This is a genomic window from Nocardioides sp. LHG3406-4 (genome assembly GCF_049897745.1).
Taxonomy (GTDB): domain Bacteria; phylum Actinomycetota; class Actinomycetes; order Propionibacteriales; family Nocardioidaceae; genus Nocardioides.
The window spans coordinates 42,369-65,944 of record NZ_JAFCWV010000006.1; the positions used below are offsets into that span (position 1 = coordinate 42,369).

General features: G+C 71.5%; 21 protein-coding genes. 8 read left to right on the forward strand and 13 right to left on the reverse strand.

The annotated features are described in order from the left end of the window. Positions 1 to 9: 9 nt before the first annotated feature. Both ACP7BP_RS18850 and ACP7BP_RS18855 read right to left on the reverse strand, forming a co-directional pair. Positions 10 to 1,605 carry a hypothetical protein gene (locus ACP7BP_RS18850; RefSeq protein ID WP_426246852.1) on the reverse strand — a complete coding sequence of 532 codons (1,596 nt, stop codon included), beginning with the start codon at positions 1,603 to 1,605 and terminating at the stop codon, positions 10 to 12. A 33-nt stretch (positions 1,606 to 1,638) separates the two neighbouring features. Further along, entirely contained in the window at positions 1,639 to 2,706 is a 1,068-nt protein-coding gene (locus tag ACP7BP_RS18855; RefSeq protein WP_426246854.1) for a YihY/virulence factor BrkB family protein, read from the reverse strand. 119 nt (positions 2,707 to 2,825) lie between these two features. On the opposite strand from ACP7BP_RS18855, the gene ACP7BP_RS18860 reads away from it, so the two are divergent. From ACP7BP_RS18860 to ACP7BP_RS18880, 5 genes are all read left to right on the forward strand, one after another. Further along, entirely contained in the window at positions 2,826 to 3,719 is an 894-nt protein-coding gene (locus ACP7BP_RS18860; RefSeq protein ID WP_426246856.1) for a GNAT family N-acetyltransferase, read from the forward strand. Positions 3,720 to 3,738: 19 nt separating this feature from the next. After that, complete coding sequence (locus ACP7BP_RS18865; protein ID WP_426246858.1) at positions 3,739 to 5,022, forward strand: multidrug effflux MFS transporter; 1,284 nt, start codon at positions 3,739 to 3,741, stop codon at positions 5,020 to 5,022. Positions 5,023 to 5,321: 299 nt separating this feature from the next. Next, positions 5,322 to 6,845, forward strand: coding sequence for an IMP dehydrogenase (guaB, locus tag ACP7BP_RS18870; protein ID WP_426246859.1), 1,524 nt, complete (start codon positions 5,322 to 5,324; stop codon positions 6,843 to 6,845). A 152-nt stretch (positions 6,846 to 6,997) separates the two neighbouring features. Beyond that, positions 6,998 to 9,025, forward strand: a complete 2,028-nt coding sequence (locus tag ACP7BP_RS18875) for a pre-peptidase C-terminal domain-containing protein (protein WP_426246860.1) — start codon at positions 6,998 to 7,000, stop codon at positions 9,023 to 9,025. Positions 9,026 to 9,096: 71 nt separating this feature from the next. Further along, complete coding sequence (locus ACP7BP_RS18880; protein WP_426246862.1) at positions 9,097 to 10,203, forward strand: GuaB3 family IMP dehydrogenase-related protein; 1,107 nt, start codon at positions 9,097 to 9,099, stop codon at positions 10,201 to 10,203. 6 nt (positions 10,204 to 10,209) lie between these two features. Here ACP7BP_RS18880 and ACP7BP_RS18885 read toward each other — a convergent pair whose 3' ends face one another. From ACP7BP_RS18885 to ACP7BP_RS18935, 11 genes are all read right to left on the reverse strand, one after another. Next, on the reverse strand, positions 10,210 to 11,058 hold the full coding sequence (locus ACP7BP_RS18885; protein WP_426246864.1) for a fumarylacetoacetate hydrolase family protein: 849 nt from the start codon (positions 11,056 to 11,058) through the stop codon (positions 10,210 to 10,212). A 46-nt stretch (positions 11,059 to 11,104) separates the two neighbouring features. Then, a complete protein-coding gene (locus tag ACP7BP_RS18890; protein ID WP_426246866.1) occupies positions 11,105 to 11,878 on the reverse strand; it encodes an SDR family oxidoreductase in 774 nt (257 codons plus the stop codon). Then, complete coding sequence (locus ACP7BP_RS18895) at positions 11,878 to 12,777, reverse strand: dihydrodipicolinate synthase family protein (RefSeq protein ID WP_426246867.1); 900 nt, start codon at positions 12,775 to 12,777, stop codon at positions 11,878 to 11,880. Before ACP7BP_RS18895 ends, ACP7BP_RS18890 begins: the two co-directional genes overlap by 1 nt. Next, complete coding sequence (lhgO, locus tag ACP7BP_RS18900; RefSeq protein ID WP_426246869.1) at positions 12,774 to 14,009, reverse strand: L-2-hydroxyglutarate oxidase; 1,236 nt, start codon at positions 14,007 to 14,009, stop codon at positions 12,774 to 12,776. Before lhgO ends, ACP7BP_RS18895 begins: the two co-directional genes overlap by 4 nt. Beyond that, positions 14,006 to 14,503 (reverse strand): AbrB family transcriptional regulator, encoded by a 498-nt coding sequence (locus ACP7BP_RS18905; protein ID WP_426246871.1) that lies wholly within the window; start codon positions 14,501 to 14,503, stop codon positions 14,006 to 14,008. Before ACP7BP_RS18905 ends, lhgO begins: the two co-directional genes overlap by 4 nt. Beyond that, the gene (locus ACP7BP_RS18910; protein WP_426246873.1) at positions 14,500 to 16,125 is read right to left on the reverse strand and encodes a tripartite tricarboxylate transporter permease; all 1,626 of its coding nucleotides are present in this window, start codon (positions 16,123 to 16,125) and stop codon (positions 14,500 to 14,502) included. The genes ACP7BP_RS18905 and ACP7BP_RS18910 overlap by 4 nt, the downstream gene beginning before the upstream one ends. Positions 16,126 to 16,149: 24 nt before the next feature. Beyond that, entirely contained in the window at positions 16,150 to 16,686 is a 537-nt protein-coding gene (locus tag ACP7BP_RS18915) for a tripartite tricarboxylate transporter TctB family protein (protein WP_426247184.1), read from the reverse strand. A gap of 5 nt (positions 16,687 to 16,691) precedes the next feature. After that, complete coding sequence (locus ACP7BP_RS18920; RefSeq protein ID WP_426246875.1) at positions 16,692 to 17,666, reverse strand: Bug family tripartite tricarboxylate transporter substrate binding protein; 975 nt, start codon at positions 17,664 to 17,666, stop codon at positions 16,692 to 16,694. A 67-nt stretch (positions 17,667 to 17,733) separates the two neighbouring features. Then, entirely contained in the window at positions 17,734 to 18,189 is a 456-nt protein-coding gene (locus tag ACP7BP_RS18925) for a PaaI family thioesterase (RefSeq protein ID WP_426246877.1), read from the reverse strand. Continuing rightward, complete coding sequence (locus ACP7BP_RS18930) at positions 18,189 to 18,971, reverse strand: enoyl-CoA hydratase-related protein (protein WP_426246879.1); 783 nt, start codon at positions 18,969 to 18,971, stop codon at positions 18,189 to 18,191. Before ACP7BP_RS18930 ends, ACP7BP_RS18925 begins: the two co-directional genes overlap by 1 nt. Next, positions 18,968 to 20,227, reverse strand: coding sequence for a CaiB/BaiF CoA transferase family protein (locus ACP7BP_RS18935; protein ID WP_426246881.1), 1,260 nt, complete (start codon positions 20,225 to 20,227; stop codon positions 18,968 to 18,970). The genes ACP7BP_RS18930 and ACP7BP_RS18935 overlap by 4 nt, the downstream gene beginning before the upstream one ends. Before the next feature lie 54 nt (positions 20,228 to 20,281). On the opposite strand from ACP7BP_RS18935, the gene ACP7BP_RS18940 reads away from it, so the two are divergent. From ACP7BP_RS18940 to ACP7BP_RS18950, 3 genes are read left to right on the forward strand one after another with little or no spacing between them, the layout of a single operon-like run. Beyond that, positions 20,282 to 21,148, forward strand: a complete 867-nt coding sequence (locus tag ACP7BP_RS18940) for an IclR family transcriptional regulator (RefSeq protein WP_426246882.1) — start codon at positions 20,282 to 20,284, stop codon at positions 21,146 to 21,148. A gap of 4 nt (positions 21,149 to 21,152) precedes the next feature. Continuing rightward, positions 21,153 to 22,871, forward strand: coding sequence for a glycerol-3-phosphate dehydrogenase/oxidase (locus ACP7BP_RS18945; RefSeq protein WP_426246884.1), 1,719 nt, complete (start codon positions 21,153 to 21,155; stop codon positions 22,869 to 22,871). Between the two features lie 5 nt (positions 22,872 to 22,876). Further along, complete coding sequence (locus tag ACP7BP_RS18950; RefSeq protein WP_426246886.1) at positions 22,877 to 23,533, forward strand: alpha/beta fold hydrolase; 657 nt, start codon at positions 22,877 to 22,879, stop codon at positions 23,531 to 23,533. Positions 23,534 to 23,576 lie beyond the last annotated feature (43 nt).

Consider the following 23,576-nt stretch of genomic DNA (forward strand, 5'->3'; position numbering starts at 1 on the left):
CCGGGCGGGTCAGTCGCATCTCGGCTCCAGCGCGGGTCGCTCCGCAGCCTTCAGCAGGTAGACCGGGCGGTCCCAGCAGCCGAGGCCGTGCAGCTCGTAGCGCTGCTCGACGACCGGCTCCAGCGGCCTCCCCGTGTCGTGCCAGGCGGATGTCGGCACCCAGAGCACCAGCCAGGTGGGGGCGTCCGGGCCGGCGAGCAGGGCTCGCAGGTCCTTCAGGCCCGGGTCGAGCGTGCGCATCGGCAGGCTCCACAGGTGCCGGTACGGCGACCGCAGCCCGCTGGCGAGCACGAGGCTGGGCCGGCCGCCGTACGAGACGATGGTGTCGCCCGGCTCCGACGCCCGGGCGATCGCCTCGCCGGTGCGGACCTCACCGGGCACCAGGGCGCCGACGCGGATCAGCACCGCCCCGACCGTCAGGGAGACCACGGTGGACGCCGCGGCCACGACCACCAGGCGGCGCATCGCGCGTGCCGGACCTCCGTCGAGGGCCAGCAGCATCGCAGCGGCCAGCACGAGACCGGGCACGAAGACGAACAGGTAGGACCGCCAGAAGCTGCCCCCGAGCAGCAGGCCGACCACGTCCGTGCCGACGACGAGGGCGGCCGAGACCGACAGGACCCGGTGCCGGCCGAGAATCCGTCGCGCCTGGACCAGCATCAGCAGGAGCACGAAGCCGCCGCCGGTCGCGACGAAGACCGCGACGAGCAGCAGGGCTCGCGCCGCCGGCGCACCGGGGCCGCCCAGCGCGATGGCGGCCGCGGCATCCGCGCGGAACCCGTACGTCGCGTACCAGAGAGTCTCGAGGCGGACGCCGGAGGCGACCGCCCACCCGGCGGTGGCGATGACCGGGACGGCCGCCCCTACGAGCGCGGCAGCGGCCAGGCGCAGGCCGTGCCCGACCCCGATCCGGCGGTCGAGCACCGAGCCGGTCAGCAGGGCCGCACCGAAGACCAGACCCGCGACCAGGTTCTGCTTGGCGCCGAGGGCGCCGGCGGCCGTCAGGCCCGCACCACAGGCGATGGCCAGCGCGGCCGCGTCGGGCCGGGGCCGGGCCACGGCCGTCAGCGAGAGCCAGAGACTCACCAGCACCAGCGGGATCCCCAGGATCTCGCCCTTCGCCGAGACGGGGTCGATCATCCCGCTCGAGGTGAGGGCGGCCGCGAGGACGGCGCACCAGGCGCCTGCACGCGCGACCCGGCCCTCGTCGCTGACGCCCATGTGTCGGAGGACGGCGCGGGCCGCCGCCGCCGCTGCGAGCACGGCCATCAGGCAGCCGGCGGCGGCCACCGCGCGGATGAGGAACGGCCCGCCGAGCTGGTCCGACAGCTTGAACAGGGCGATCAGCGGCGGCGGCCGGTCGACCCAGTAGGGCCCGTAGAGGCTGTCCGGCCGCGGGTCCCACGCGCGGGCGACCAGCGTGAAGCCGGCCTCGTCACCCCCGGAGGGGAAGAGCAGGCCCAGGAACCGGCCGAGCACGGCGGTGAGTGCGGCGAGCACCACGACCGTGCCGGCGCCGCACCGGCGGGGCCGGCGCTCGTCGACCCTCCGCCGCGCACCGGACGTCCCGCCCTGCCCTGCCGTGGCCGGTCCGTGCCCCCGCATGAACCCAGGATGCGGGAGGGGTGGGCGCCGGCGTCAGTCCTCCGGCCCGGCCTTCGCCGGTGGCCGGTCGGGCTGGGCGCGCGCCGGGTCGGGACCGTCGTGGGGGCCGCGCTCGTCGGGCTCGGCGCTGCGGTCGGCGAACACGACCTCGACCGTCTCGAACCCCTTGTGCCGCTGCATCTGGGCGTAGCCCGTGTAGGCCCGGCGGTCTGCGCCCGTCAGCCGCACGTTGTCGGTGAACGGGGTCAGCAGCGCCCGCGGGTAGAGCCGCCGGGCGATCACCACGTTGACCTCCATGGCCAGCACGGCCATCACCGAGCCGATGTAGAGGAACCCGACCAGGCCGAGCACGAGTCCGAAGATCTTCGTCATCGAGCTGGTGCCCACGAGCACGGCAGCGACGTACGCCGCACCGATGTACTGCAGCAGCTGCCACAGGACGGCCAGGGTGAAGCCGCCGGGCGCGGCCCGGCGCAGGCTGTGCTGGCCGGTTGCCGCGAAGCGGAACAGGGTGGTGAGGCCGCAGCCGATCACCAGCACCGTGACCACCGGGAGCAGCCACTTCACCGAGGTGTTCAGCCACTCGTTGAAGGCCTCCGTGGTGCTGGCGATCGCCGACACGACGGTGACCGCGAGGAGCGACGCGCCGGCGGTCATGATGAGCAGCAGGCTCTTGACCCGCGCGTAGATCGGGTTGGGACGGCTGTTGCGCGGCACCGACCAGACCACGTGCATGCTGTTCTGCACCGCCTGCCCCAGGCCAAGGGCGCCGTACAGGGCCGCGAGGGCGCCGACCGCGACACCCCCGACCGACCCGCTCAGCCCCTCGGGCCTGCCCAGCTCCTCGCCGATGATCGGGAACTGGCTGAGCGCGGAGTTGAGGATGTCCTCCTGCCAGCCCGGCCTGCCCTCGAGGATGAAGCCCAGGATCGACGTACCGAGCAGCATCAGCGGGAAGATCGCCACGAACGCGTAGTAGGTGAGGATCGCGGCGAGGTAGTTGCCCTGGTCGTCGAAGAACTTGTAGACGACCGCGAGGGGGAACGACACGAGCGGATGCCGCTCCTGGAACCGGTCGATCCGGTCGACCACGCCGCTCATGGACCGAGGCTACCCAGCGACGCTCGTAGCAACGCCGAAACACGCACGCCGTCGTCACGCAACGCGAGCGGGGGAGGCTGTGGCTCCACGGCACCATGACATCCATCGGAGGAGCAGCCATGCTCTGGCGCGTCCGCACCACCCTGCCCGACCGGCCAGGCGCCCTCGCGGCGCTCGCCCTGCACTGCGGTGAGGCCGGAGTCAACATCCTCGGCCTCCAGATCTTCCCCGGCGTCGAGCGGGTCACCGACGAGCTCGTGCTGGGCACGCCGGAGGACTGGGGGCTGCCAGATCTCGCGGCGCTGGTCGAGGCGTCCGGGGGGCGCGCGGTGAGCGCCGCCCGCTGCACGGAGTCGGCGCTCGTCGACCAGCCGACCCGCTACGTGCAGGCGGCGCGCACGGTCCTGGCCCAGCCGGCGAGCTTCCCGGAAGTGGTGGCTGGGCTCTTCGACGCCGAGGCGGATCCAGTGCCGGGCGACTACGCGCCCGTCCAGGACGTCATCGAGATGGCTGTGGGCGAAGTCTCGGTGCAGGTACGCCGGACCGCGCCGTTCACAGCCACCGAGCATGCGCGAGCGGCTTCGATGGCCGACCTCGTCAGCGACGTCCTGGCCCGCCTGAGGGCCGACAGCCCGCCGCCGGGCCGCCGGATCGGCGGCGGCCAGGTGCCGTCGTACACCGTGCTGGGTGAGACCGTCGAGGCGATGGTCGAGGGCACCGTGGTCGGCCTCGCGACCCTGCGGCCGGAGGGGGGCGAGCCCGGGGTCCGCCCGCTCTACCTGCGGGTCGACCCGGCATGGCGGCGTCGGGGCGTTGGCACCCGGCTGCTGGTCGAGGCCGTCCGACTGGCGGGCTCCCGCGGCATCGGCGAGCTGGTCCTCACGACCAACGCCGACAACCAGGCGGCACTGCCCATGGTGCTGGCCGCCGGGCTGCGGGGCCGGATCCGGATGGCCGCCGATGTCCTGACCGTGCGAGTGCTGGTGCGCGACCTGAAGTCCTCAATGCGCTGACGGTCTGCGAGGGTGGAGCGTGCCCTCGCAGCCAGTCGTGTCGTTCGCGGGCCGGTCCCGGATGTCCCCGAAGACCGCCATGCTCGTGGTTCCGCTGCTGCTCGCAGGGCTGTCCATGCTCGGCCCGTTCAGCATCGACACGCCGTTCCCGGCGTTCAAGAGGATGGGCGCCGACCTCGACGTCAGCACCGACCAGATGCAGCTCGTGGTGAGCGCCTACCTGCTGTCGTTCGGCCTGATGAGCCCCTTCCACGGCCCGCTCTCCGACGCGATCGGCCGGCGTCCGGTGATCCTGGGCGGGTGCGCGGTGTTCGCGGTCGCGTCGATCGGCTGCGCCTTCTCGACGTCGTTGCCGATGCTGCTGACGTTCCGCGTCCTCCAGGGCCTCAGCGCAGGCGGCGGGGTCATCGTGAGCCGTACCGTGATCCGCGACGTCTTCGACGGACCCCAGGCCCAGCGGCTGATGAGCCGGGTGATGATGATCTTCGGGGCAGCGCCGGCGATCGCACCGATCGTCGGCGGCTTCCTCTTGCAGGCCGGACCATGGCCGGTGATCTTCTGGTTCCTCGCCGTCGTGGGACTGCTCCTGGTCGCCCTGGTGGCGGTCTTCCTGCCGGAGACCCACCCGAAGGAGCGTCGTACGCCGCTGGCCGTCGGGTCGCTGCTCGCCAGCCTCGGTGAGGTGTCGCGCGACCTGCGCTTCCACCGGGTCGCGTGGGCTGCCGCCCTCAGCTTCGCGGGCCAGTTCATCTACATCGGCTCGGCACCGATCTTCGTCGTCGACCTGCTCGGGAAGGGCGAGCTCGACTTCTGGGTGTTCTTCCTGCCGATGATCTCCGGGGTGATGCTGGGCGCGTGGGTCAGCGGCCGGGCGGCGGGCCGGGTGTCGGGTCGTCGCCTCGTGACGTGGTCACTGCTCTTCGCCTCGGGCGCCGCCCTGCTCAACGTCGGGCTGGCGCTGCTGCCGACGGCGGCCGAGCTGCCGTACGCCGTCGTCGGACCTGGGCTGATCGCGGTCGGTACCGCCGCGGCGTACCCCACCCTGCAGCTGGTGCTGCTCGACATGTTTCCGCGCTCCCGTGGCGCCTCGGTGTCGATGTTCACGTTCTTCGCGCTGCTGCTCAACGGCATCACTGCCGCGGTCGTGACGCCGTGGGTCACGCACTCGGTGCTGACCCTGGCCCTCGGGTCGACGGTGCTGGTGCTCGGCGGAATGCTCTGCTGGGTGTGGCACCTGCGCACCGGGCCGAGGCCGGTCCCGGCGAAGGCACCGGAGCCGATCAAGCCGACCGAGTCGCTCTGACCGGCCTCTCGAGGAGCCTGTGCGCTTGTTGGACCGTTCGCGCGACGGGCGTTGTTGGAACGTTCGCACCAGAGATCGGACCGTTGATGGAACGTTCGCACCAGAGATCGGACCGTTGATGGAACGTTCGCACCAGAGATCGGACCGGTGTTGGAACGTTCGCGCAACCGCCGTTGTGCGAACGTTCCAACAACCGGATGGACCCGGTCGCTCACCAGTCGAGGGCGGCACTCCTCCCTTCGGACGCCCACGTAGGATGGGGTCTCGTTCCCCGGCTCGCGAAAGGTCGTCGCTGACCCATGACTGACGGTGTCAACTACGAGGGTGTGCCCGACAAGTTCGCGGCGCTCGGCCTGACCTACGACGACGTGCTGCTGCTGCCCGGCATGTCCGACCTGAACCCCTCCGAGATCGACACCACGTCGCGCCTGACCCGCGAGATCAGCCTGCGGGTGCCTCTGGTGAGTGCCGCGATGGACACGGTCACCGAGTCACGGATGGCCATCGCCATGGCCCGCCAGGGCGGTCTCGGCGTGCTGCACCGCAACCTGTCGCTCGAGGACCAGGCCTACCAGGTCGACCTCGTCAAGCGCACCCAGACCGGGATCATCTCCAACCCCGTCACGATCGGGCCGGACGCGACCCTGGAGGAGCTCGACCGGATCTGCGGCGAGTACCGCGTCTCGGGCCTGCCCGTCGTCGACGCCGGCAACCACCTGCTGGGCATCATCACCAACCGCGACCTGAGGTTCACGCCCGTCGCGGAGTGGGCGACCACCAAGGTGGACGAGGTGATGACCCCGATGCCGCTGGTCACCGGCCAGGTCGGCATCTCCCGCGAGGACGCGACCCTGCTGTTGCGCAAGCACAAGCGCGAGCGCCTTCCCCTCATCGAGGACGACGGCCGCCTCGGCGGCCTGATCACCGTCAAGGACTTCGTGAAGTCCGAGCAGTTCCCGCACGCGTCCAAGGACGCCGACGGCCGGCTGATGGTGGGTGCCGCGATCGGCTACTTCGGTGACGCGTGGGAGCGCGCCACGACGCTCATCGAGGCGGGCGTGGACGTCCTCGTCGCCGACACCGCCCACGGCCACGTGCGGATGCTGCTCGACATGGTCGCGCGACTCAAGAGCGACCCGGCGACCCGCCACGTCCAGGTGATCGGCGGAAACGTCGCCACGCGGGACGGCGCCCAGGCGTTCGTCGACGCGGGCGCCGACGCCGTGAAGGTGGGCTTCGGTCCCGGCTCCATCTGCACGACGCGGGTCGTGACCGGCTGCGGCGTACCCCAGATCACCGCCGTCTACGAGGCATCGCTCGCGGCGAAGCCGGCCGGCGTGCCCGTGATCGCAGACGGCGGCCTGCAGCAGTCGGGTGACATCGCGAAGGCCATCGCCGCCGGCGCCGAGACGGTCATGATCGGCTCGATGCTCGCCGGCTGCGAGGAGTCGCCGGGCGAGGTCGTGTTCGTGAGCGGCAAGCAGTTCAAGGCCTACCGCGGCATGGGCTCTTTGGGCGCGATGAGCAGCCGCGGCAAGAAGTCCTACTCCAAGGACCGGTACTTCCAGGCCGAGGTCGTCAGCGACGACCACCTCGTGCCTGAGGGTGTGGAGGGCCAGGTCGCCTACCGCGGGCCCCTGGCGGCGGTCGCCCACCAGCTGATCGGGGGGCTGACCCAGTCGATGTTCTACGTCGGCGCGCGGACCGTTCCCGAGCTCCAGGAGAAGGGCCGGTTCGTCCGGATCACCTCGGCCTCGCTCAAGGAGAGCCACCCGCACGACGTGCAGATGACGGTCGAGGCGCCGAACTACTCCGGTCGCTGATCGCTGCGGGGCGCGCCGGAAGTCCTCCGGTCGGGGGCTGGACGAGGAGTACGGCCGCCCCCTACCTTCCTGAGATCAGGGATTCGGGGCCCTGTTCGCGTCACGAGCGTGAGTGGTGGTCTCGATCCGCGAATCTCGGGAGAGGGAACCACGTGCGAAAAACCTTCGCAGCTGCGGTCGGCGTCGCCGCCGTAGCCAGTCTCACCATTCCAACACTGTCCACTGCGGCCGCCGGAGACGGGGGTAGCGTCACTGCGGCACAGCAGGACGCCCTAGACCTCGGCATCCAGGTGGCACCCAAGGCGTCCGACCTGGCCGCCCGCAAAGCAACCGGCAAGGCAACCAGCAAGGCAGGGGGAGCCGCGCTCAGCCCGAACCCCTACCTGGCCAATCTGCCCAGCGTCACCGACGCCGACTACTTCACGTGGAACAAGCGGATGCACGCGAAGGCGGAGCAGCGCGCCGACTCCGCGAAGCTCTCGGCCAACCGCAGGGAAGCGGCGTCCGCAGCGGCGTCGGCTCTGCCGCCGGCGTTCGTCCACGACGAGGAGGAGCCGGCCGGCAGCGCGGGCTCCAACGACACGGCGCCCAACGCCGAGCCGATCGCCGAGTTCGGCACCGCGAACTCCCGGAACAACCGGGTGCGCATCCTCGGCGAGCTCGCCAACCTGAGCGGCCCCGCCGCGCGCACGATCACCACGGCCGAGGACCAGGGCTCCATCCCGCTCGCCACCGCCACCGGCATCACCGGCGCAGGGGCGGTCAAGACCACGTCCGTGCTCGGCGACGGCCCGCACGGCAACCCTCCCGGCGACGACACCAACGACTTCGACTTCTACAAGGTCGATGTCGCTGCCGGGAACTCCATCACGGCCAACACCGAGGGAAGCGCGGCGACCACCGACACGATCATCGCCGTCTACGACGCCGAGGGCACCGCACTGGCGGCCGACGACGACAGCGGCACCGGCACGTCCAGCAACCTGAGCTACACGCCCGAGGCCCCGGGCACCTACTACGTCCTGGTCGCCGGCTACTCGCTGGCAGGCCCGCTCCCCGAGGACCCGTTCGACTCCGGCAGCGGCTTCGGCGGAGCGGACGACGGCGCCTACAACCTCGCCATCTCCGTGCAGCAGGTCGACGCCGACTTCTACTCCGTGCGCCTGCGCCCGGGTGACACCGTCGGCGCGGTCGGCAACGGGGGCGCCACCGGACTCGCGGTCACCACGCCCAGTGGTGAGCGGCGCGTCGGCGGCGTCGGCACCGACGCCTCGTCGCTCTACCCGCCCACCTCCCCTCTGCCCGGCGGCGGCAACACGACCATCGCCTACGTCGCGGAGGAGGCCGGCTGGTACGCCGTCGAGGTGACCGGCGCGGTGGGCGCCTACGACGTGACCGTCGAGGGCTACCGGCCGGGCGCCGAGCTCGACCGCACCGCCCGCACCCAGACGGTGCTCCTCGACTTCGACCCGGGGCGCGTCAACGCAGCCACCTGGGGCTCGCTCTCGGGCGTGGTCGACGTGTCGCCGTTCTCCTCCTTCGTGCCGAAGTGGGGCATCGCCCGGGCCGACGCGCGCAAGGTCGAGAACCGCGTCGTCGACACCGTCCGTGCCAACCTCCAGGCCGAGCTGCAGTCCAGTGGGCTCAACCCCGACGTCAACGTCGAGGTGCTCAACGCCCGCACCAACGCCGACCTGATCGGCAAGGAGAACGTGTCGCGGATCTACGTCGCCGGCACGATCGCGGAGACCGGCATCAGCACGATCGGCATCGCCCAGTACATCGACCCGGGCAACTACGGGCACGAGGACGAGGCGATCGTGCTGCTCGACGTGCTGAGCGCCGCGGCCGGTCCGATCTCGTCGCTCAACACCTTCATGAACGCGTCGAGCGACCGGGTGAGGTTCGTGTCGGCCGCGGTCGGCAACGTCGTCGCCCACGAGGTCGGTCACACGATCGGCAGCTACCACACCGACAACGCCGACGAGATCGGCAACATGATGGACTCCGGCGGCGCCAACTTCGCCTTCAACCTGTACGGCGTCGGCCCGGACAACGTCGGAGGCACCGCCGACGACACCAACGTCCGGTTCCTCACCGACACCTACACGCCGGTCGAGGGCTTCACCGGGCTGGAGAACACCCTCAACGTGAGCGCCTGGGCCTACTCCGGCCGCTGACGTCGCAGCACACCCGCGTGGACGGCCTCACCCCTCGGGGTGGGGCCGTCCGTCGCGGATAGGGTGGTGCCGTGACCGAGATCGAGATCGGCAAGGCCAAGCGCGCCCGCCAGTCCTACTCCTTCGACGACATCGCGATCGTGCCCTCGCGGCGCACCCGCGACCCCGAGGAGGTGAGCGTCGCCTGGCAGATCGACGCCTACAGGTTCGAGCTGCCGGTGCTGGCCGCGCCCATGGACTCGGTGATGTCGCCGTCGACGGCGATCGCCTTCGGCAAGCTCGGCGGGCTCGGCGTCCTCAACCTCGAGGGCCTCTGGACCAGGTACGACGACCCGTCCGGCCTGCTCGAGGAGGTCGCGGGGCTGCACGGCAGTGACGCCACCCAGCGCATGCAGGAGATGTACGCCGAGCCGATCAAGCCCGAGCTGATCACCGCCCGGCTCAAGCAGATGCGGGAGGCCGGCGTGACCGTCGCCGGGTCGCTCTCCCCGCAGCGGACCAAGGAGTTCGGCAAGGCCGTGGTCGACGCCGGCGTCGACATGTTCGTCATCCGCGGCACCACCGTCTCGGCCGAGCACGTCTCCAGCCAGGCCGAGCCGCTCAACCTCAAGGAGTTCATCTACGAGCTCGACGTGCCGGTCATCGTGGGCGGCTGCGCGACCTACCAGGCCGCCCTGCACCTGATGCGCACCGGCGCGGCCGGCGTACTCGTCGGGTTCGGCGGGGGAGCGGCGCACACCACGCGCACGGTCCTGGGCATCGCGGTGCCGATGGCGAGCGCAGTGGCCGACGTCGCAGCAGCCCGGCGCGACTACCTCGACGAGTCGGGCGGGCGCTACGTCCACGTCATCGCCGACGGCTCCATCGGCCGCTCGGGCGACATCGCCAAGGCCGTCGCCTGCGGTGCCGACGCCGTCATGGTCGGCTCGCCGCTGGCGCGCGCCACGGACGCGCCCGGCCGCGGCTTCCACTGGGGCGCCGAGGCCCACCACGCCGAGCTGCCGCGCGGCGAGCGCGTGGAGTTCGGCCCGATCGGGTCGCTCGAGGAGATCCTCTTCGGACCCTCCCGGGTGGCCGACGGCACGATGAACCTCATCGGGGCGCTGCGGCGCTCGATGGCGACGACCGGCTACACCGAGCTCAAGGAGTTCCAGCGGGTCGAGGTCGTCGTCGGCTGAGCCGGCTCAGCCCGCGACCACCGGGTTGACCAGCTGGCCCACCCCCGGGATGCGGCACTCCGCGATGTCCCCCGGCCGCACGTGGATCGCGCCGGGCGTGCCGGTGGAGATCACGTCGCCCGGGTAGAGCGGCATCACGGCGCTGTGGAAGCTGACCAGGAACGCCGGGCTGTAGCGCATCATCTCAACGGTGTTCGTGCGGCTCTCGTCGCCGTTGACGACCGTCGACACCTCCACGTCGCCGATGGTGTCGAAGCGCTCGAGCAGCGTGGCCATCGGCACGATCTCCGGGCCGAACGAGAAGAACCCCGGGAAGTTCTTCGAGCGGGTGAGGAAGCGCGGGTTGCGCTGCAGGATGTCCTCGGCGGTCTGGTCCAGGACGGTCGTGACGCCGAAGACGTAGTCCATCGCGTCCGCCTCGCTCACGTCGCGGCAGTAGCGGCCGATGACGAGCCCGAGCTCACCCTCCGCGGTGGTCCGCTCGCTCTGGTGCGGGATGGGGATCGCGTCGCCGGTGCCGATGATCGTGTGGTCGCCCTTGATGAAGGACGCGGGCTCCTCAGGGACGCTCTCGGACAGGTCGGCGGCATGGGCGACGTAGTTCAGCCCGATCCCCCAGATCTTGTGCGGCCGGCGGTACGGCGCGGTGAACCGCACCGACCCGGTCGGCTCGAAGGCGTCGGCGTCGGCCGCGCCGGCCGCCTTCACGAGCTCGGCGTACCGCTCGTCCTCGATCACCGACATCACGTCGGCGGGTGCATCGTCGGTGAGCCGGTCCAGCCGCACCACGCCGCGCGTCGGGTCGACCAGGACGGGTACGCCGTGGCCGTGGTGGTCGATGGTGGCCAGGTTCATGGTTGCTCCTCGCAGGTGGGGGTGGGGCCGGTCGGTGCCGGGTCGCTCAGTAGCTCGCGACCATCCCGCCGTCGCAGCGGACCTGCTCGCCGGTGACGTACGCCGCGGGGCGGCCGGCCAGGAACGTGACGACGGCGGCGAACTCGTCAGGGTCTCCGTAGCGACCGACGGGGATGGCCGCCTCCGAGGCGGCCCGGACCTCGGCGGCGCCGGTGTTGCTGCCTTCGGCAGCGGCCCGGTCCAGGGCGGTGACCCGGTCGGTGTCGATGCGCCCGGGGAGCACCATGTTGACGGTGACCCCGTCGCGGGCGACGGCGCCGGCGAGCGTCTTCAGGTAGGCCGCCAGCGCGGCCCGGCCGATGTTGGACGAGGTGAGGGTCGGGATCGGCTGCTGCACGCCGCTGGAGCCGATCGCGATGATGCGGCCCCAACCGGCCTCGCGCATGCCGGGCAGGACCTCGCCCACCATGGCGACGTGCGGGGTGAGCAACAGGTCGGTGGCGGCCCTGGCTCCGTCCGCCGTGAGGTCGGGGGCGGTGCCGGGGGCGGGGCCACCGCCGTTGAGGACCAGCACGTCGATGCTGCCGAAGGCCGAACGTGCCGCATCCGCGATGATCGCTGGCGCACCGGGATCGGTCACGTCCGCCACCACGCCCGCGGCCGAGGGCAGGGAGGCAGCGAGCTCGTCGACGAGCTCCTGTCGCCTGCCGACGACCACGACGTGCGCGCCTTCGCCGGCCAGGGCCCGGGCGCTGGCCCGGCCGAGTCCGGATGTCGAGCCGAGGACGACGGCGACCTTGTCGGTCAGACCCAGGTCCATCAGGAGACCTCCTGTGTTGAGGGAAGGGTAGAGAGGTGCTGGGCCAGGACCGGCTCCAGGAGCGGGGGTACGCCGGGGGCCGGCGGGCGCACCCGCCGGGTGGCCAGTACGCCGCGGCGGTAGAGGATCGCCTTGCGCAGGGCGAGCCCGATGCCCACCTGGCCCTCGAAGTTCGCCAGCGGCAGCCACGGCGCCCAGGCCGCGCGGGCCGCGGCGAAGCCCCCGTCGTCGTACGCCGTCAACGCGGTGCGCAGCGCCTCCGGGTGGCTGAAGCCGGTCATCGCGCCGGCGGCACCGCAGGCCAGCTCGTCGACCAGGCCGACGCCGCCCAGCCCGCCGAAGACGGGAAGGGCCGTGCCGGCCGTGAGCGCGGCCACCGATGGAGCGGTGGGCGTGGACTCCGCCTTGACCGCGATCACGAAGGGGCAGGCCGCGACGGTCTCGAGCAGGGCCGCCGGGGTGACGTGCACTCCCGAGACAACGGGATAGTCCTGGAGCACCACGTCGGCGCCGGTGGCATCGTGGATCGCGTGCAGGTGCTCGATGAGCAGCTCGGGCCGGGGCGAGTGAGCCTGCACCATCAGCCCCCGGAGGGGGCGGGTCGCGGCCCCGATGCAGCCGCGCGCCTGCTCGACGGCGACCGCGGTGGTGCGCGCAGGAAGGCCCACCACCACAGGCAGCGTGGTGGCCGCGGTGACGGTGGCGAGCACCGCGGCGTGCTCGGCGGACGACAGGCTGGCGGCCTCGCCGAAGACGCCGAGGGCCACCAGCCCGGCCGCCCCGACCTGCTCCGCGAGGTGGACCTGGCGCCGGAGCGAGCCGTGGTCGACGTCGTCGTCGGTGCCGAACGGGGTGGCCAGGACGACCCACAGGCCGCGCTCGAGAGGGGTGTGGGTCATGCGTCTTCTCCGTCGTCGGTGCGGCCGAGCATGGCGTCCACGAGGTGCTCGGCGATGGCCAGGCTCGATGTGGCGGCCGGCGACGGCGCGTTGCGAAGCGCCACGACCGGGCCGCGGATGCTGATCCGGAAGTCGTCGACGAGGTTGCCGGCCCGGTCGAGCGCCTGCGCCCGGATGCCGCTCGGGCCCGGCACGACGTCATCCAGGCGGAGCTCGGGCACGTAGCGCTGCGCGGCGGCCACGAAGCGCCGGCGGCTCAGTGAGCCGGCCATCTCAGTGATGCCGGTGCGCCAGTGCCTGCGCGCGAACCTCCGGAAGCCGGGGGAGGCCGCGATCTCACGCAGGTCGCGCAGCGAGACGTTTCCCCAGCGGTAGCCCTCGCGGGCCAGCGCGAGGACGGCGTTCGGGCCGACCATGACCTCGCCGTCCACGCGAGGGGTCAGGTGCACCCCGAGGAACGGGTACCGCGGGTCCGGGACGGGGTAGACCAGCCCGTTGACCAGCGAGCGCCTCTCGGGCCGCAGCAGCAGGTACTCACCCCGGAAGGGCACGATCCTCGGGTCAGGGTCGTCGCCGGCGCGCTCGGCCAGCCGGTCGCTGAACAGCCCGACACACAGCACCGCCCGGTCGAAGCGCTGGTCGCGGGTGCTGCCGTCGGCGGTCCGGGCACGGAGCACCACGCCGCCGGTGGAGTCGGCGTCGACGTCGGTGACGGTGACGCCACAGTGCACCTCGCCGCCGCGCAGCTCGACCTGACGGGCGAGCTCGCGGGTGACGCCGGGGAAGTCGACGATGGCCGTCGTGGGGGAGTGCAGCCCGGCGACTCCCTGCACGTGGGGCTCGATCTCGCGCAGCTCGGCGCCGTCGACGCGTCGGACACCGGGTACGCCGTTGGCACGCGCACGGTCCTCGATCGCGCCGAGCCGCGACCGGTCCTGCTCGTCGAGCGCCACCAGCACCTTGCCGATCTCGTCGTATGCGATGTCGTGCGCGTGGCAGAAGTCGCGCAGCAGCCCGACACCACGCCGGCAGAGCCGGGCCTTGAGGGACCCGGGCTCGTAGTAGAGGCCGGCGTGCACCACGCCCGAGTTGCGGCCGGTCTGGTGGCTGGCGAGGGTGTCCTCCTTCTCCAGGACGGTGACCGAGGCGTCCGGGTCGACCTCCTGGAGCCGGGCCGCGACGGCCAGCCCGATGATCCCGCCGCCGACGACGGCGTACGACGTCGCGCTCAAGGACGTTCTCCCATCAGCTTGAGTCCCACGCTCATCAGCACGATCACCGACGTGACCCGCAGCAGGTGGATGGCCAGCACCACCGGCACGTTGGCCCTCGCCTCGGCCGAGAAGACTCCCATCTGGGCGATGCCTCCCGGTGCGGTCGCGAGCAGGGCGGTGTGTCCGTCGAGATCGGTGAACCGCCACAGCCCGAGGGCCATGACGATCCCGAAGAGCAGGAATAGGCCCACCGTAACCAGGATCGGCACGGCGGCGGTGCGCAGGACCCCCAGCGCCTCGCGGGTGATGGTCTGACCGAGCAGCCACCCGACCAGGCAGTAGACCAGCCACCGCCCGGTCGAGGGGATGCTCCACGACATGGTCGAGAACAGCCCGAGCAGGGCGACGCCGGCCATGGCCCCGAGGAGAGGTGCCGCGGGCAGGCGCAGCAGGGTCGCGATCCCCGCTCCCGCGAGCGCTGCTCCTGCGGTGCTGACCAGGTGCAGGATCACGGCGACTCCACTCGGTCGTCCTCGCGGTCGTCCGTGCCGTCGGAGCCGGGCGTCTCCGGTACGTCGTGGCGGCGCTGGCGGGCCCGGGTCCGCCGGGCCCGGCCGATCTCGCGCACCTGGGCCGCGGCCGCCTGCTTGATCAGCCGGGAGATGAGCGGCAGCGCGAGCAGCAGCCCGATCACGACCAGCAGCACCAGCGACGTCGAGCGCTCGACGAAGATCGCGAAGCTGCCGTCGGAGATGAGCAGGGTCTGCCGCAGGGTCTCCTCGGCCATCGGCCCGAGCACGAGCGCGATGACCAGCGCGGCGGGCGAGAAGCCGAAGCGCCGCATGAAGAAGCCGAGGACCCCGCAGGCCAGCATGATCTGGACCTCGATGATGCTGCCGTTGACCGTGAACGTGCCGAGCACGCAGACCACGATGACGATCGGGGCGAGCAGCCGGAACGGGACCCGGGCGATGCTGGCGAAGGCCGGGATGCAGAAGATGTTGACCAGGAGCAGCATCACGTTGCCGAGGTACATGCTGGCGATCAGGCCCCAGGCGAACTCCGGGTTCTGCTCCATCAGCAGCGGACCGGGCTGCAGCCCCCACATCAGGAAGCCTCCGATGAGCACCGCCGTCGCGGCCGAGCCGGGGATGCCCAACGTCAGCAGCGGCACCATCGCGCCGGCCGACGCGGCGTTGTTCGCCGCCTCCGGCCCCACCAGCCCGGGCATCGCGCCCTTGCCGAACTTCTCGGGAGTCTTGGAGATCGACTTCTCCAGGTTGTACGACATCAGCGAGGCCACCGTGGCGCCCGCGCCGGGCGTGGCACCGACGAAGAACCCGAGGAAGGACCCGCGGGCCATCGGCCCGGCGGACTCGCGGTAGTCGGCCCTGTTGGGCCAGAAGCCCCGGTCGCGCGGCGAGACCTTGAAGTAGCCCAGCTTCTCGAGGTGACCACCACGCCACAGGGTGTAGAGGATCTCGCCCACACCGAAGAGGCCGATGGCGACCGGGATGAAGTCGATGCCGTTGATGAGCTCGACCGAGCCGAACGTGTAGCGCTGCTGGCCCGTCCCGATGTCGATGCCCACGGTAGCGATGGCGAAGCCGACCAGCGCGGAGAGCAGGCCGAGGAGCTTGTTGTCGCCGATGATCACGATGAGCGTCAGCAGGCCCGCGACGACGACCAGGAACAGCTCGGGCGGCCCGAACGACGCGGCGACCGCGGCGGTCAGCGGCGCGGCCACGCTGATCAGCACCGCGCCGACGGTCCCCGCCACGAACGACGCTACCGCGGCCATGACCAGTGCCGGCCCCGCCCGGCCCTGCTTGGCCAGCGGGTAGCCGTCGAACGTGCTGGCCACCGTCGCCGACTCACCGGGGGTGTTGATCAGCACCGACGTGATCGTGCCGCCGTACATCGCCCCGTAGTAGACCGCGGCCAGCATGACGATCGCGCTGGTCGGGTCGAGGGTGAAGGTGATGGGGAGCAGGATGGCGAGGCCGGCCGAGGGCCCGAGGCCGGGCATGACTCCGACGACCATGCCCAAGATGACCCCGGCGAGGAGCAGCAGCAGGTTCTGCACGGTGAGGATGGCCGCGATGCCCTGGCCCAGGTTGTCGAACACGTCCATGGTCGCTCTCCGACTAGATGAGGATCAGAACCGGGGCAGGATGCCCTCGGGCAGCCCGGAGTTGAGGAGGGTCTGGAGCAGCACGTAGAGCGCCACGGGCAGGCCCAGGCCGAGCACCAGGTTGAAGACCAGGTGCCCCCGGTTGAGCAGCGTGAGCACGGCGACCATGAAGATCGCCGAGGCCACGATCGCGCCGAGCGCGACCAGGGTCGAGGCCAGGACCACGCAGGCGGCCAGCAGCAGCACCAGAGGCACCGGGTGGTGGCCCAGGTCGGCGTCCCCGACCTCGTCCTCCAGGGGCACCGTCTCGTCGGTCGCCGCGGGAGCCCGCACCGTCTGGACGAGCGCCACCAGGGTCAGCACGATGCCGAGGCCTCCGACGACCCGGGGGAAGAACCCCGGGCCGATGCGGCCGGCGGCGGTGCGCCACTCGAGCTCGAAGGCCATCTCGCTGTAGACCGCGAGGACCGCCAGGACCAGGAGGAGGAAGACCACCTTGGGGCGGACCCAGGACGGCAGCGTCGGGCCCTCCGCTCTTCGGCTCGCATCCGGCGCGGTCATCGTGGTCACAGCGCTCCGACCCTGGTGAGCGTCTCCTTGAGTGCGGCCGTGGTGTCGTCCAGGTACGTCGTGAAGTCATCGCCCCAGCGGACGTCCTCGACGAGCTGGTTCTCGTCGAGGTAGGTCTGCCACTCGTCGGTCTCGATGACCTCCTTCATGGTGTCGATCCACCACTCCTGCGCCTCGGCAGGCGCGTCGGGGGGCAGGATCAGCCCGCGCGGCATCGAGGGCAGGTCCGTGATGCCCTTCTCCTCACCGGTCGGCACGTCCGGCAGGTCGTCGAGCCGCTCGGGGCCCGTGAACAGCAGCGGGTTCATCTCGCCGGCCTCGATCTGGCCCATGATCGACCCCGGGTTGGAGACCATGGCGTCGAGCGCTCCCGAGAGCAGCGAGGTCTGCACCTGGCCCTCCTCGTTGTAGGGGATGTACTCGATCTCGTACCCCTCCGCGTCGGCGATCAGCTGGTGGAGGATGTAGTCGACGTTGATCGTGCCGATCCCGCCGACCACGACCCGGCCCTTCTCCTTGGCGTGCGCCACCCACGACTCGAAGTCGTCGAGGCCGGAGTCGCCGGCAGTGAGGAGCAGGGCGTTGTCAGCGGCGAGCAGGCCGACGGGCGTGAAGTCCTCGTGCGTCCAGCCCGTGTCGGCCTGCAGCGGGGTCGTGAGGAACGAGCCCGAGGTGGTGGAGATGCCGTAGCCGGTGCCGGACTGGCCGAGCAGGTAGCCCCACCCGGTGGCCCCGCTGCCGCCCTCGCGGTTCTCCACCACGATGTTCTCCGGGTACATGTCCGACTTCTGGATGATGTCGACCATCGTGCGCGCCATGATGTCGTTGCCCCCGCCGGGACCGAACGCGATGGTCCACTCCATGTCCTCGGACGGGTAGTCCCCGCCGCCAGAGGATCCGCTGCCGCCTCCACAGGCGCTCAGGGCGAGTACTGACACCGTCGCCAGGGCGGCGATCTTGTTCGGCTTCATGGCATATCTCCTCGTTGCTGGCAGGTGTTGCGGTGCGCGGGCGCGCGTCGTGCAAAGGGCGGGGAGCTCATGACGGCACGTCCAGCCGGTGCCACGAGCCGGTCCCCATGGCGACCAGTCGGCCGTCGTCGTCGGTCATCCGGGACTCCAGGTGGACGATCCGCCGGCCGGCGCGGATCACGCGCCCGGTGCAGGTGCCGGTGCCGGTGAGCGGGCGGAGGAAGCGCATCTGCATCTCGATCGTTACGGCGGTGGAGAGGAACCGGTGGCACAGGTGACCCATCGAGATGTCGATGGCGGTGGTGATCACGCCGCCGTGCACCGAGCCTTGCGGATTGCACAGGTGCACGGCGTACGGCAGCGTGACGGTGCACGTCTGCTCGTCGTCGTCGTAGTCGATGTCGAGGTCGAGGAACCTCGTCAGGAAGAACGACCCGAACTCGCGTGCCGGGTCCGTGGCGGCAGCCTGCGCGCGCGCGACGACGAGCTCGACGTCGACGGCAGCTGGAGTCGTGTGGGACATCAGGACCACCGGAACTCGGGAGCCCGCTTGCCGAGGAAGGCGCGCACGCCCTCCGCGTAGTCCTCGGTGTCGAAGGAGCTGTTGCGGATCTGCGTCGTCTCGTCGTCGTCGCGGACCTGTCCCTGGGTGACCCGGCGGACCATGGCCTTGCCGGCCCGGACGCTGAGCTGCGCGCGGCCGGCCACGGTGTCGGCGAACTCGTAGGTCAGCTTCTCCAGCTCCTCGGGCTCGGTGAGCTCGTCGAACAGCCCCAGCTCGTAGGCACGCTGCGCCGGGATGTGCAGCCCGGAGGTGAGCACCCACGTGGCCCGGGAGGGCCCGACCAGGTCGACCATGCGCTTGGTGGACTCCAGGCTGTAGACCAGGCCCAGCTTGGCCGGGGTGATGGCGAACCTGGCGTCGGTGTCGGCGAACCGGAGGTCGCAGGCCAGGGCCAGGCCGGCACCACCGCCGATGCAGTAGCCGTGGACCATGGCGATGGTCGGCTTGGTCAGCTCCTCGATGGCGTGCTCGGCGGCCGCTACCTTCTCGTTGTAGCCGCGGGCCCGCTCGGCGCTGCCGCGCTCCTGCTCGAACTCGCTGATGTCGGCGCCGGACGCGAAGGAGTGCCGGCCGGCTCCGCGCACCACGATGACCTTCACGGCGGGGTCAGCGTCGAGCCCGCGCACGAGGTCAGGCAGGGCGCCGTACATCGCGACGTTGATGGCGTTGTGGCTCTCCGGCCGGTTGAGCACGATCGTCGCGACGGAGTCGCGGTGCTCGACGAGGAGGTGGTCGGTCATCGTGGGTCCCTCTCGAGGTCGGGGTGGGAGTCGAACAGGACGCCGTCGTCGAACAGCGTGGCGATCTCGGCGTCGGTCAGGCCGGTCTCGCGGAGGACCTCGGCCGTGTGCTGGCCCAGCCACGGCGCCGGGCCGCGGACGCTGAAGTCGAGGTTCGAGAACTTGGTCGGCGGGCCGATCGTCCTCATCGGGCCGATGATCGGGTGCTCGACCTCGGCGATCATGTCGCGGGCGATCACGTGGGGGTCGCTGAGCGTCTCGTCGTAGGTGAGCACCTGCCCGCACGGCACGCCCGCCTTGTCGATGATCTTGATCCACTCGTCCGTGGTGCGCGTGATCGTGATCGCCTCGATCTCCGCCTCGAGCTCGCCGATGTGGTCCATCCGGTCGGGCAGCGTGCGGAAGCGGGCGTCCTCGAGCCACTCGGGCCGCTCGAGCGCCGACGTGGCCAGCCGCTCCCAGAGGCGGTCGTTGGCGGCGCCGATCGTGACGAACCCGTCGCTGGTGCGGTAGGCCTGGTAGGGCGTGGACCGACGGTGCCGGGTGCCGGTCGGCTGCGGGACCTCGCCCGAGGCGAAGAACGCCCCGGACTCCCACACCGTCCAGGCCAGCCCGGCGTCGACCAGGGAGATGTCCATGTACTGGCCGGTCCCGGTCTGGGTGCGGACCATCTGGGCCGCCATGATCGAGTAGATGGCCGTGGCGCCGGCAGCGATGTCGTTGATGGCGATGCCGACCTTCGCGGGCCGGCCGTCGGGAGGACCGGTCATCCGCAGGAAGCCGACCGTGCCCTGGGCCATGATGTCGAAGCCGGGCCGGTCGCGGTACGGGCCGGTCTGGCCGAACCCGCTGATCGAGCAGTAGAGGATGTCCTCGCGGACCTTGCGGACGTCGTCGTACCCGATGCCGAGCCGGTCGGCCACGCCGGGCCGGAAGTTCTCGATCACGAGGTCGGCCTCCGCGACCAGGCGCAGGAACAGCTCTCGACCGCGGTCGGTCTTGAGGTCGAGCGAGACCGAGCGCTTGCTGCGGTTCGGCATGGCGAAGGGGTAGCTCTCGCCGTTGACCTTCGGGGCGAGCCGCCGGGAGTCGTCACCGGTGTGCGGCTGCTCGACCTTGATGACGTCGGCGCCGAGCTCGGCCAGGACCATCGTGCAGTAGGGGCCGGACAGGAATCTCGTGAGGTCGAGGACGCGGAAGCCGGTGAGCGGAAGGGCTGTTGTGGTTTCCCGCATCGTGGGATATGATGCCGTCATGTGGAAAACCTAGACATGTGGTCTGGGTCACGTCAAGAGATTCGATGGCAAAACATGGACCCCAGCGCAGACCGCCCTGCCCACGCGCCTCTCGAGCCGCCTGCTGCGGCAGCCCCCCGCAGCGGGGTGCAGTCGATCGACAGGGCGGTGGCGATCCTGCGGTGCTTCGACGCCCGGCACACCTCTCTCGGCATCTCCGAGATCGCCCGCATGACCGGCCTGTCCACGAGCACCACCCACCGCCTGCTGCATGCCATGACGGACAACCGGTTGTTGGCCCAGGCCGCCGACCGTCGCTACCGGCCGGGACCGCTGCTGGTCCAGCTCGGCAGGAGCGGAGCGGTGCCCTCGACGCTGAAGGACGCCGCCATGCCCTTCATGACCGCCCTCCGGGACGAGGTCGACGAGACCGTCGGGCTGCACGAGCTGCTGCCCTCGGGTGAGCGCGTCGTGGTCGACCAGGTGGAGTCGAGGCAGGAGCTGCGTCGGCACTACACCGACATCGGCACCCCGATCGCGCTCCCGCACGGCGCCCCCGGCAAGGCCATCTTGTCGGTGCTCCCGTGGGCCCGGCAGACGCAGGCCCTCGCGGTGCCGATCGCCTCGATCACGGCCCAGACGATCACGGACCCCCACCGGCTCGCGGCTGAGCTGGCCCTGGCGCGGCAGCGCGGCTACGCCGGGTCCGACAGCGAGCGCACGCCGGGCATCCGCGCCGTGGCTGCCCCGGTCTTCGACCACACCGGCACCGTGGTGGGTGCCCTGGGCCTGTCCGTCCCGACGGTCCGGATGGACGACCGCCGCGCCGACGAGCTCGGCCGGCGCTGCGTGGAGGTCGCGTGGGAGGTCAGTGAGGCGCTCGGCGCCACCCGGTCGGGGGTCGCGCCGGCGCTCGCCCTGGCCGCACCGCTGGTTGAATGAACCCATGACCACGCCCATTGCGCTGAACCCCGCCTCACGGGCCTCCGCGATCGAGGCGATGTCGCGGGCCGAGCTGGACGTGCTGGTCGTCGGCGGCGGTGTCGTCGGCGCGGGCGCCGCCCTGGACGCGGTGACCCGCGGCCTGTCCACCGGCCTGGTGGAGCAGCGCGATCTCGCGTCGGGCACCAGCAGCCGGTCCAGCAAGCTCGTGCACGGCGGCCTGCGCTACCTCGAGATGTTCGACTTCGCGCTGGTCAAGGAGGCGCTCGAGGAGCGCGGCCTGCTGCTGACACGCCTCGCGCCGCACCTGGTGCGACCGGTGCCCTTCCTCTACCCGCTGAAGAAGGCCTACGAGCGGCCCTACGTCGGTGCCGGCCTGATGCTCTACGACGGCATGGCTGTGCTCGGTGCCAGGGCGGGCAGGCACGACATGGGCCTGCCGAAGCACAAGCACCTCTTCCGCAAGCAGCTCGCGCGCATCGCGCCCGACATCCGCACCGACCAGCTGCACGGCGCGATCCGCTACTACGACTGCCAGGTCGACGACGCTCGGCTGGTGATGACGCTGGCTCGTACGGCGGCCAACAACGGCGCGCACGTCGCGACCCGCACCAAGGTCACCGGCTTCCTGCGGGAGGGCGACCGGGTCGTCGGCGTCTCCGCCCGGGACCTCGAGAACGGCGTCGACTTCGAGGTGCGCGCCCGCACGGTCATCAACGCCGCCGGGGTCTGGACCGACCAGGTGCAGGAGCTCATCGGCGGTGACGCGACGCTCGACGTCGACGCCAGCAAGGGCATCCACCTCGTCGTGCCGCGTGACCGGATCCGCTCCGAGTGCGGCTTCATCACCAAGACCGAGAAGTCGGTGCTCTTCGTCATCCCGTGGGGCCGGCACTGGATCATCGGCACCACCGACACCCCGTGGGACCTCGACCTCGCCCACCCGGCGGCCAGCCGCAGGGACATCGACTACCTGCTCGGCCACGTCAACACGCTGCTCAAGGACCCCCTCGACCACGAGGACGTCCAGGGCGTCTACGCCGGCCTGCGGCCGCTGCTGAAGTCGGTGCGCAAGACCGGTGGGGAAACCACGAAGCTCTCCCGCGAGCACACGGTCGCCGCACCGGCGCCCGGGCTCGTGCTCATCGCCGGCGGCAAGCTCACGACGTACCGGGTGATGGCCAGGGACGCCGTCGGCATGGCCGTGGCCGACTTCGGCGACGCCCGCCCGAGCATCACCGACCGGGTGCCCCTCGTCGGTGCCTACGGCTTCGAGACGCGCACCAACCAGCGGGTCGCGCTGAGCCGCTCGGCGGGCCTGGACATCGGCCGGGTCGACCACCTGCTGGGCCGCTACGGCGGCCTCGTCGACGAGGTGCTGGACCTGATCGCCCACCGTCCCGAGCTCGGGCTGCCGCTGAGGCAGGCCGACGAGTACCTCGCCGCGGAGGTGGTCTACGCGGTCACCCACGAGGGAGCGCGGCATCTTGACGACGTGCTGACGCGGCGTACCCGCATCTCGATCGAGACGTTCGACCGCGGCACCCTGGTCGCCCAGGAGGCCGCCACGCTGATGGCCGCCGAGCTGGGCTGGGACGACGCGACCCTGGCTGAGGAGGTCGACCACTACCTGCGCCGGGTGGAGGCCGAGCGCCAGAGCCAGCTGAAGCTGACCGACCAGGAGGCCGACGAGGCCCGGGTGCAGGCCCCGGACATCGTCTGACCCGTATGAACCACGTCGTCTTCCTCCACGGTCTCGGCCAGACCCCCCAGTCCTGGCAGGAGCAGGTCGTCGCGCTGCCGCAGGGCTGGACCGCGAGCGCACCCTGGGTGCACGGCCTCGACCTCGCCGGCAGCCACGACTTCGACGTGGACGCGGCGGTGGCGGCGGTGGTCACCGGTCTCGACGCCGGTGGGGTACGCCGTGCGCACGTCGTCGCCGTCGGGCTGGGTGCGGTCGTCGCGACCAGGCTGGCCGCCCGGTTCGCCGCCCGCGTCGACCGGATGGTGCTCAGCGGTGGCCAGGTGCGCCAGTCAGGGCTGGCCGGCTGGCTCCAGCCGCGGCTGCTCGGCCGGGTGAGTGACCAGCGGATGCAGTCGCAGGGCATCAACCGGGCGCGGGTGATGGCCGTCGTGCGCGCACTGCGCGACCTGGACCTGCGCGAGGACCTGCCGCAGGTGGTGGCGCCGACCCTGGTCGTCCACGGCAGCACCGACCGGGCGGGCCGTCCGGGCGACCGCGCGCTGGCCGCCGGCATCGCCGGCGCCCGCTACGAGCAGGTCGATGGAGGCCAGCGGCTCAACACCGACAACCCGCGGGCCTTCAACGCGGCGGCGTTCGCCTTCCTCGCCGAACGCGGCCTGAGCGCGGTCCCGGACGCCTGACAGACGCATCTGTCGTGTCAACCTCCCGGAGGGTGGTTGGCGC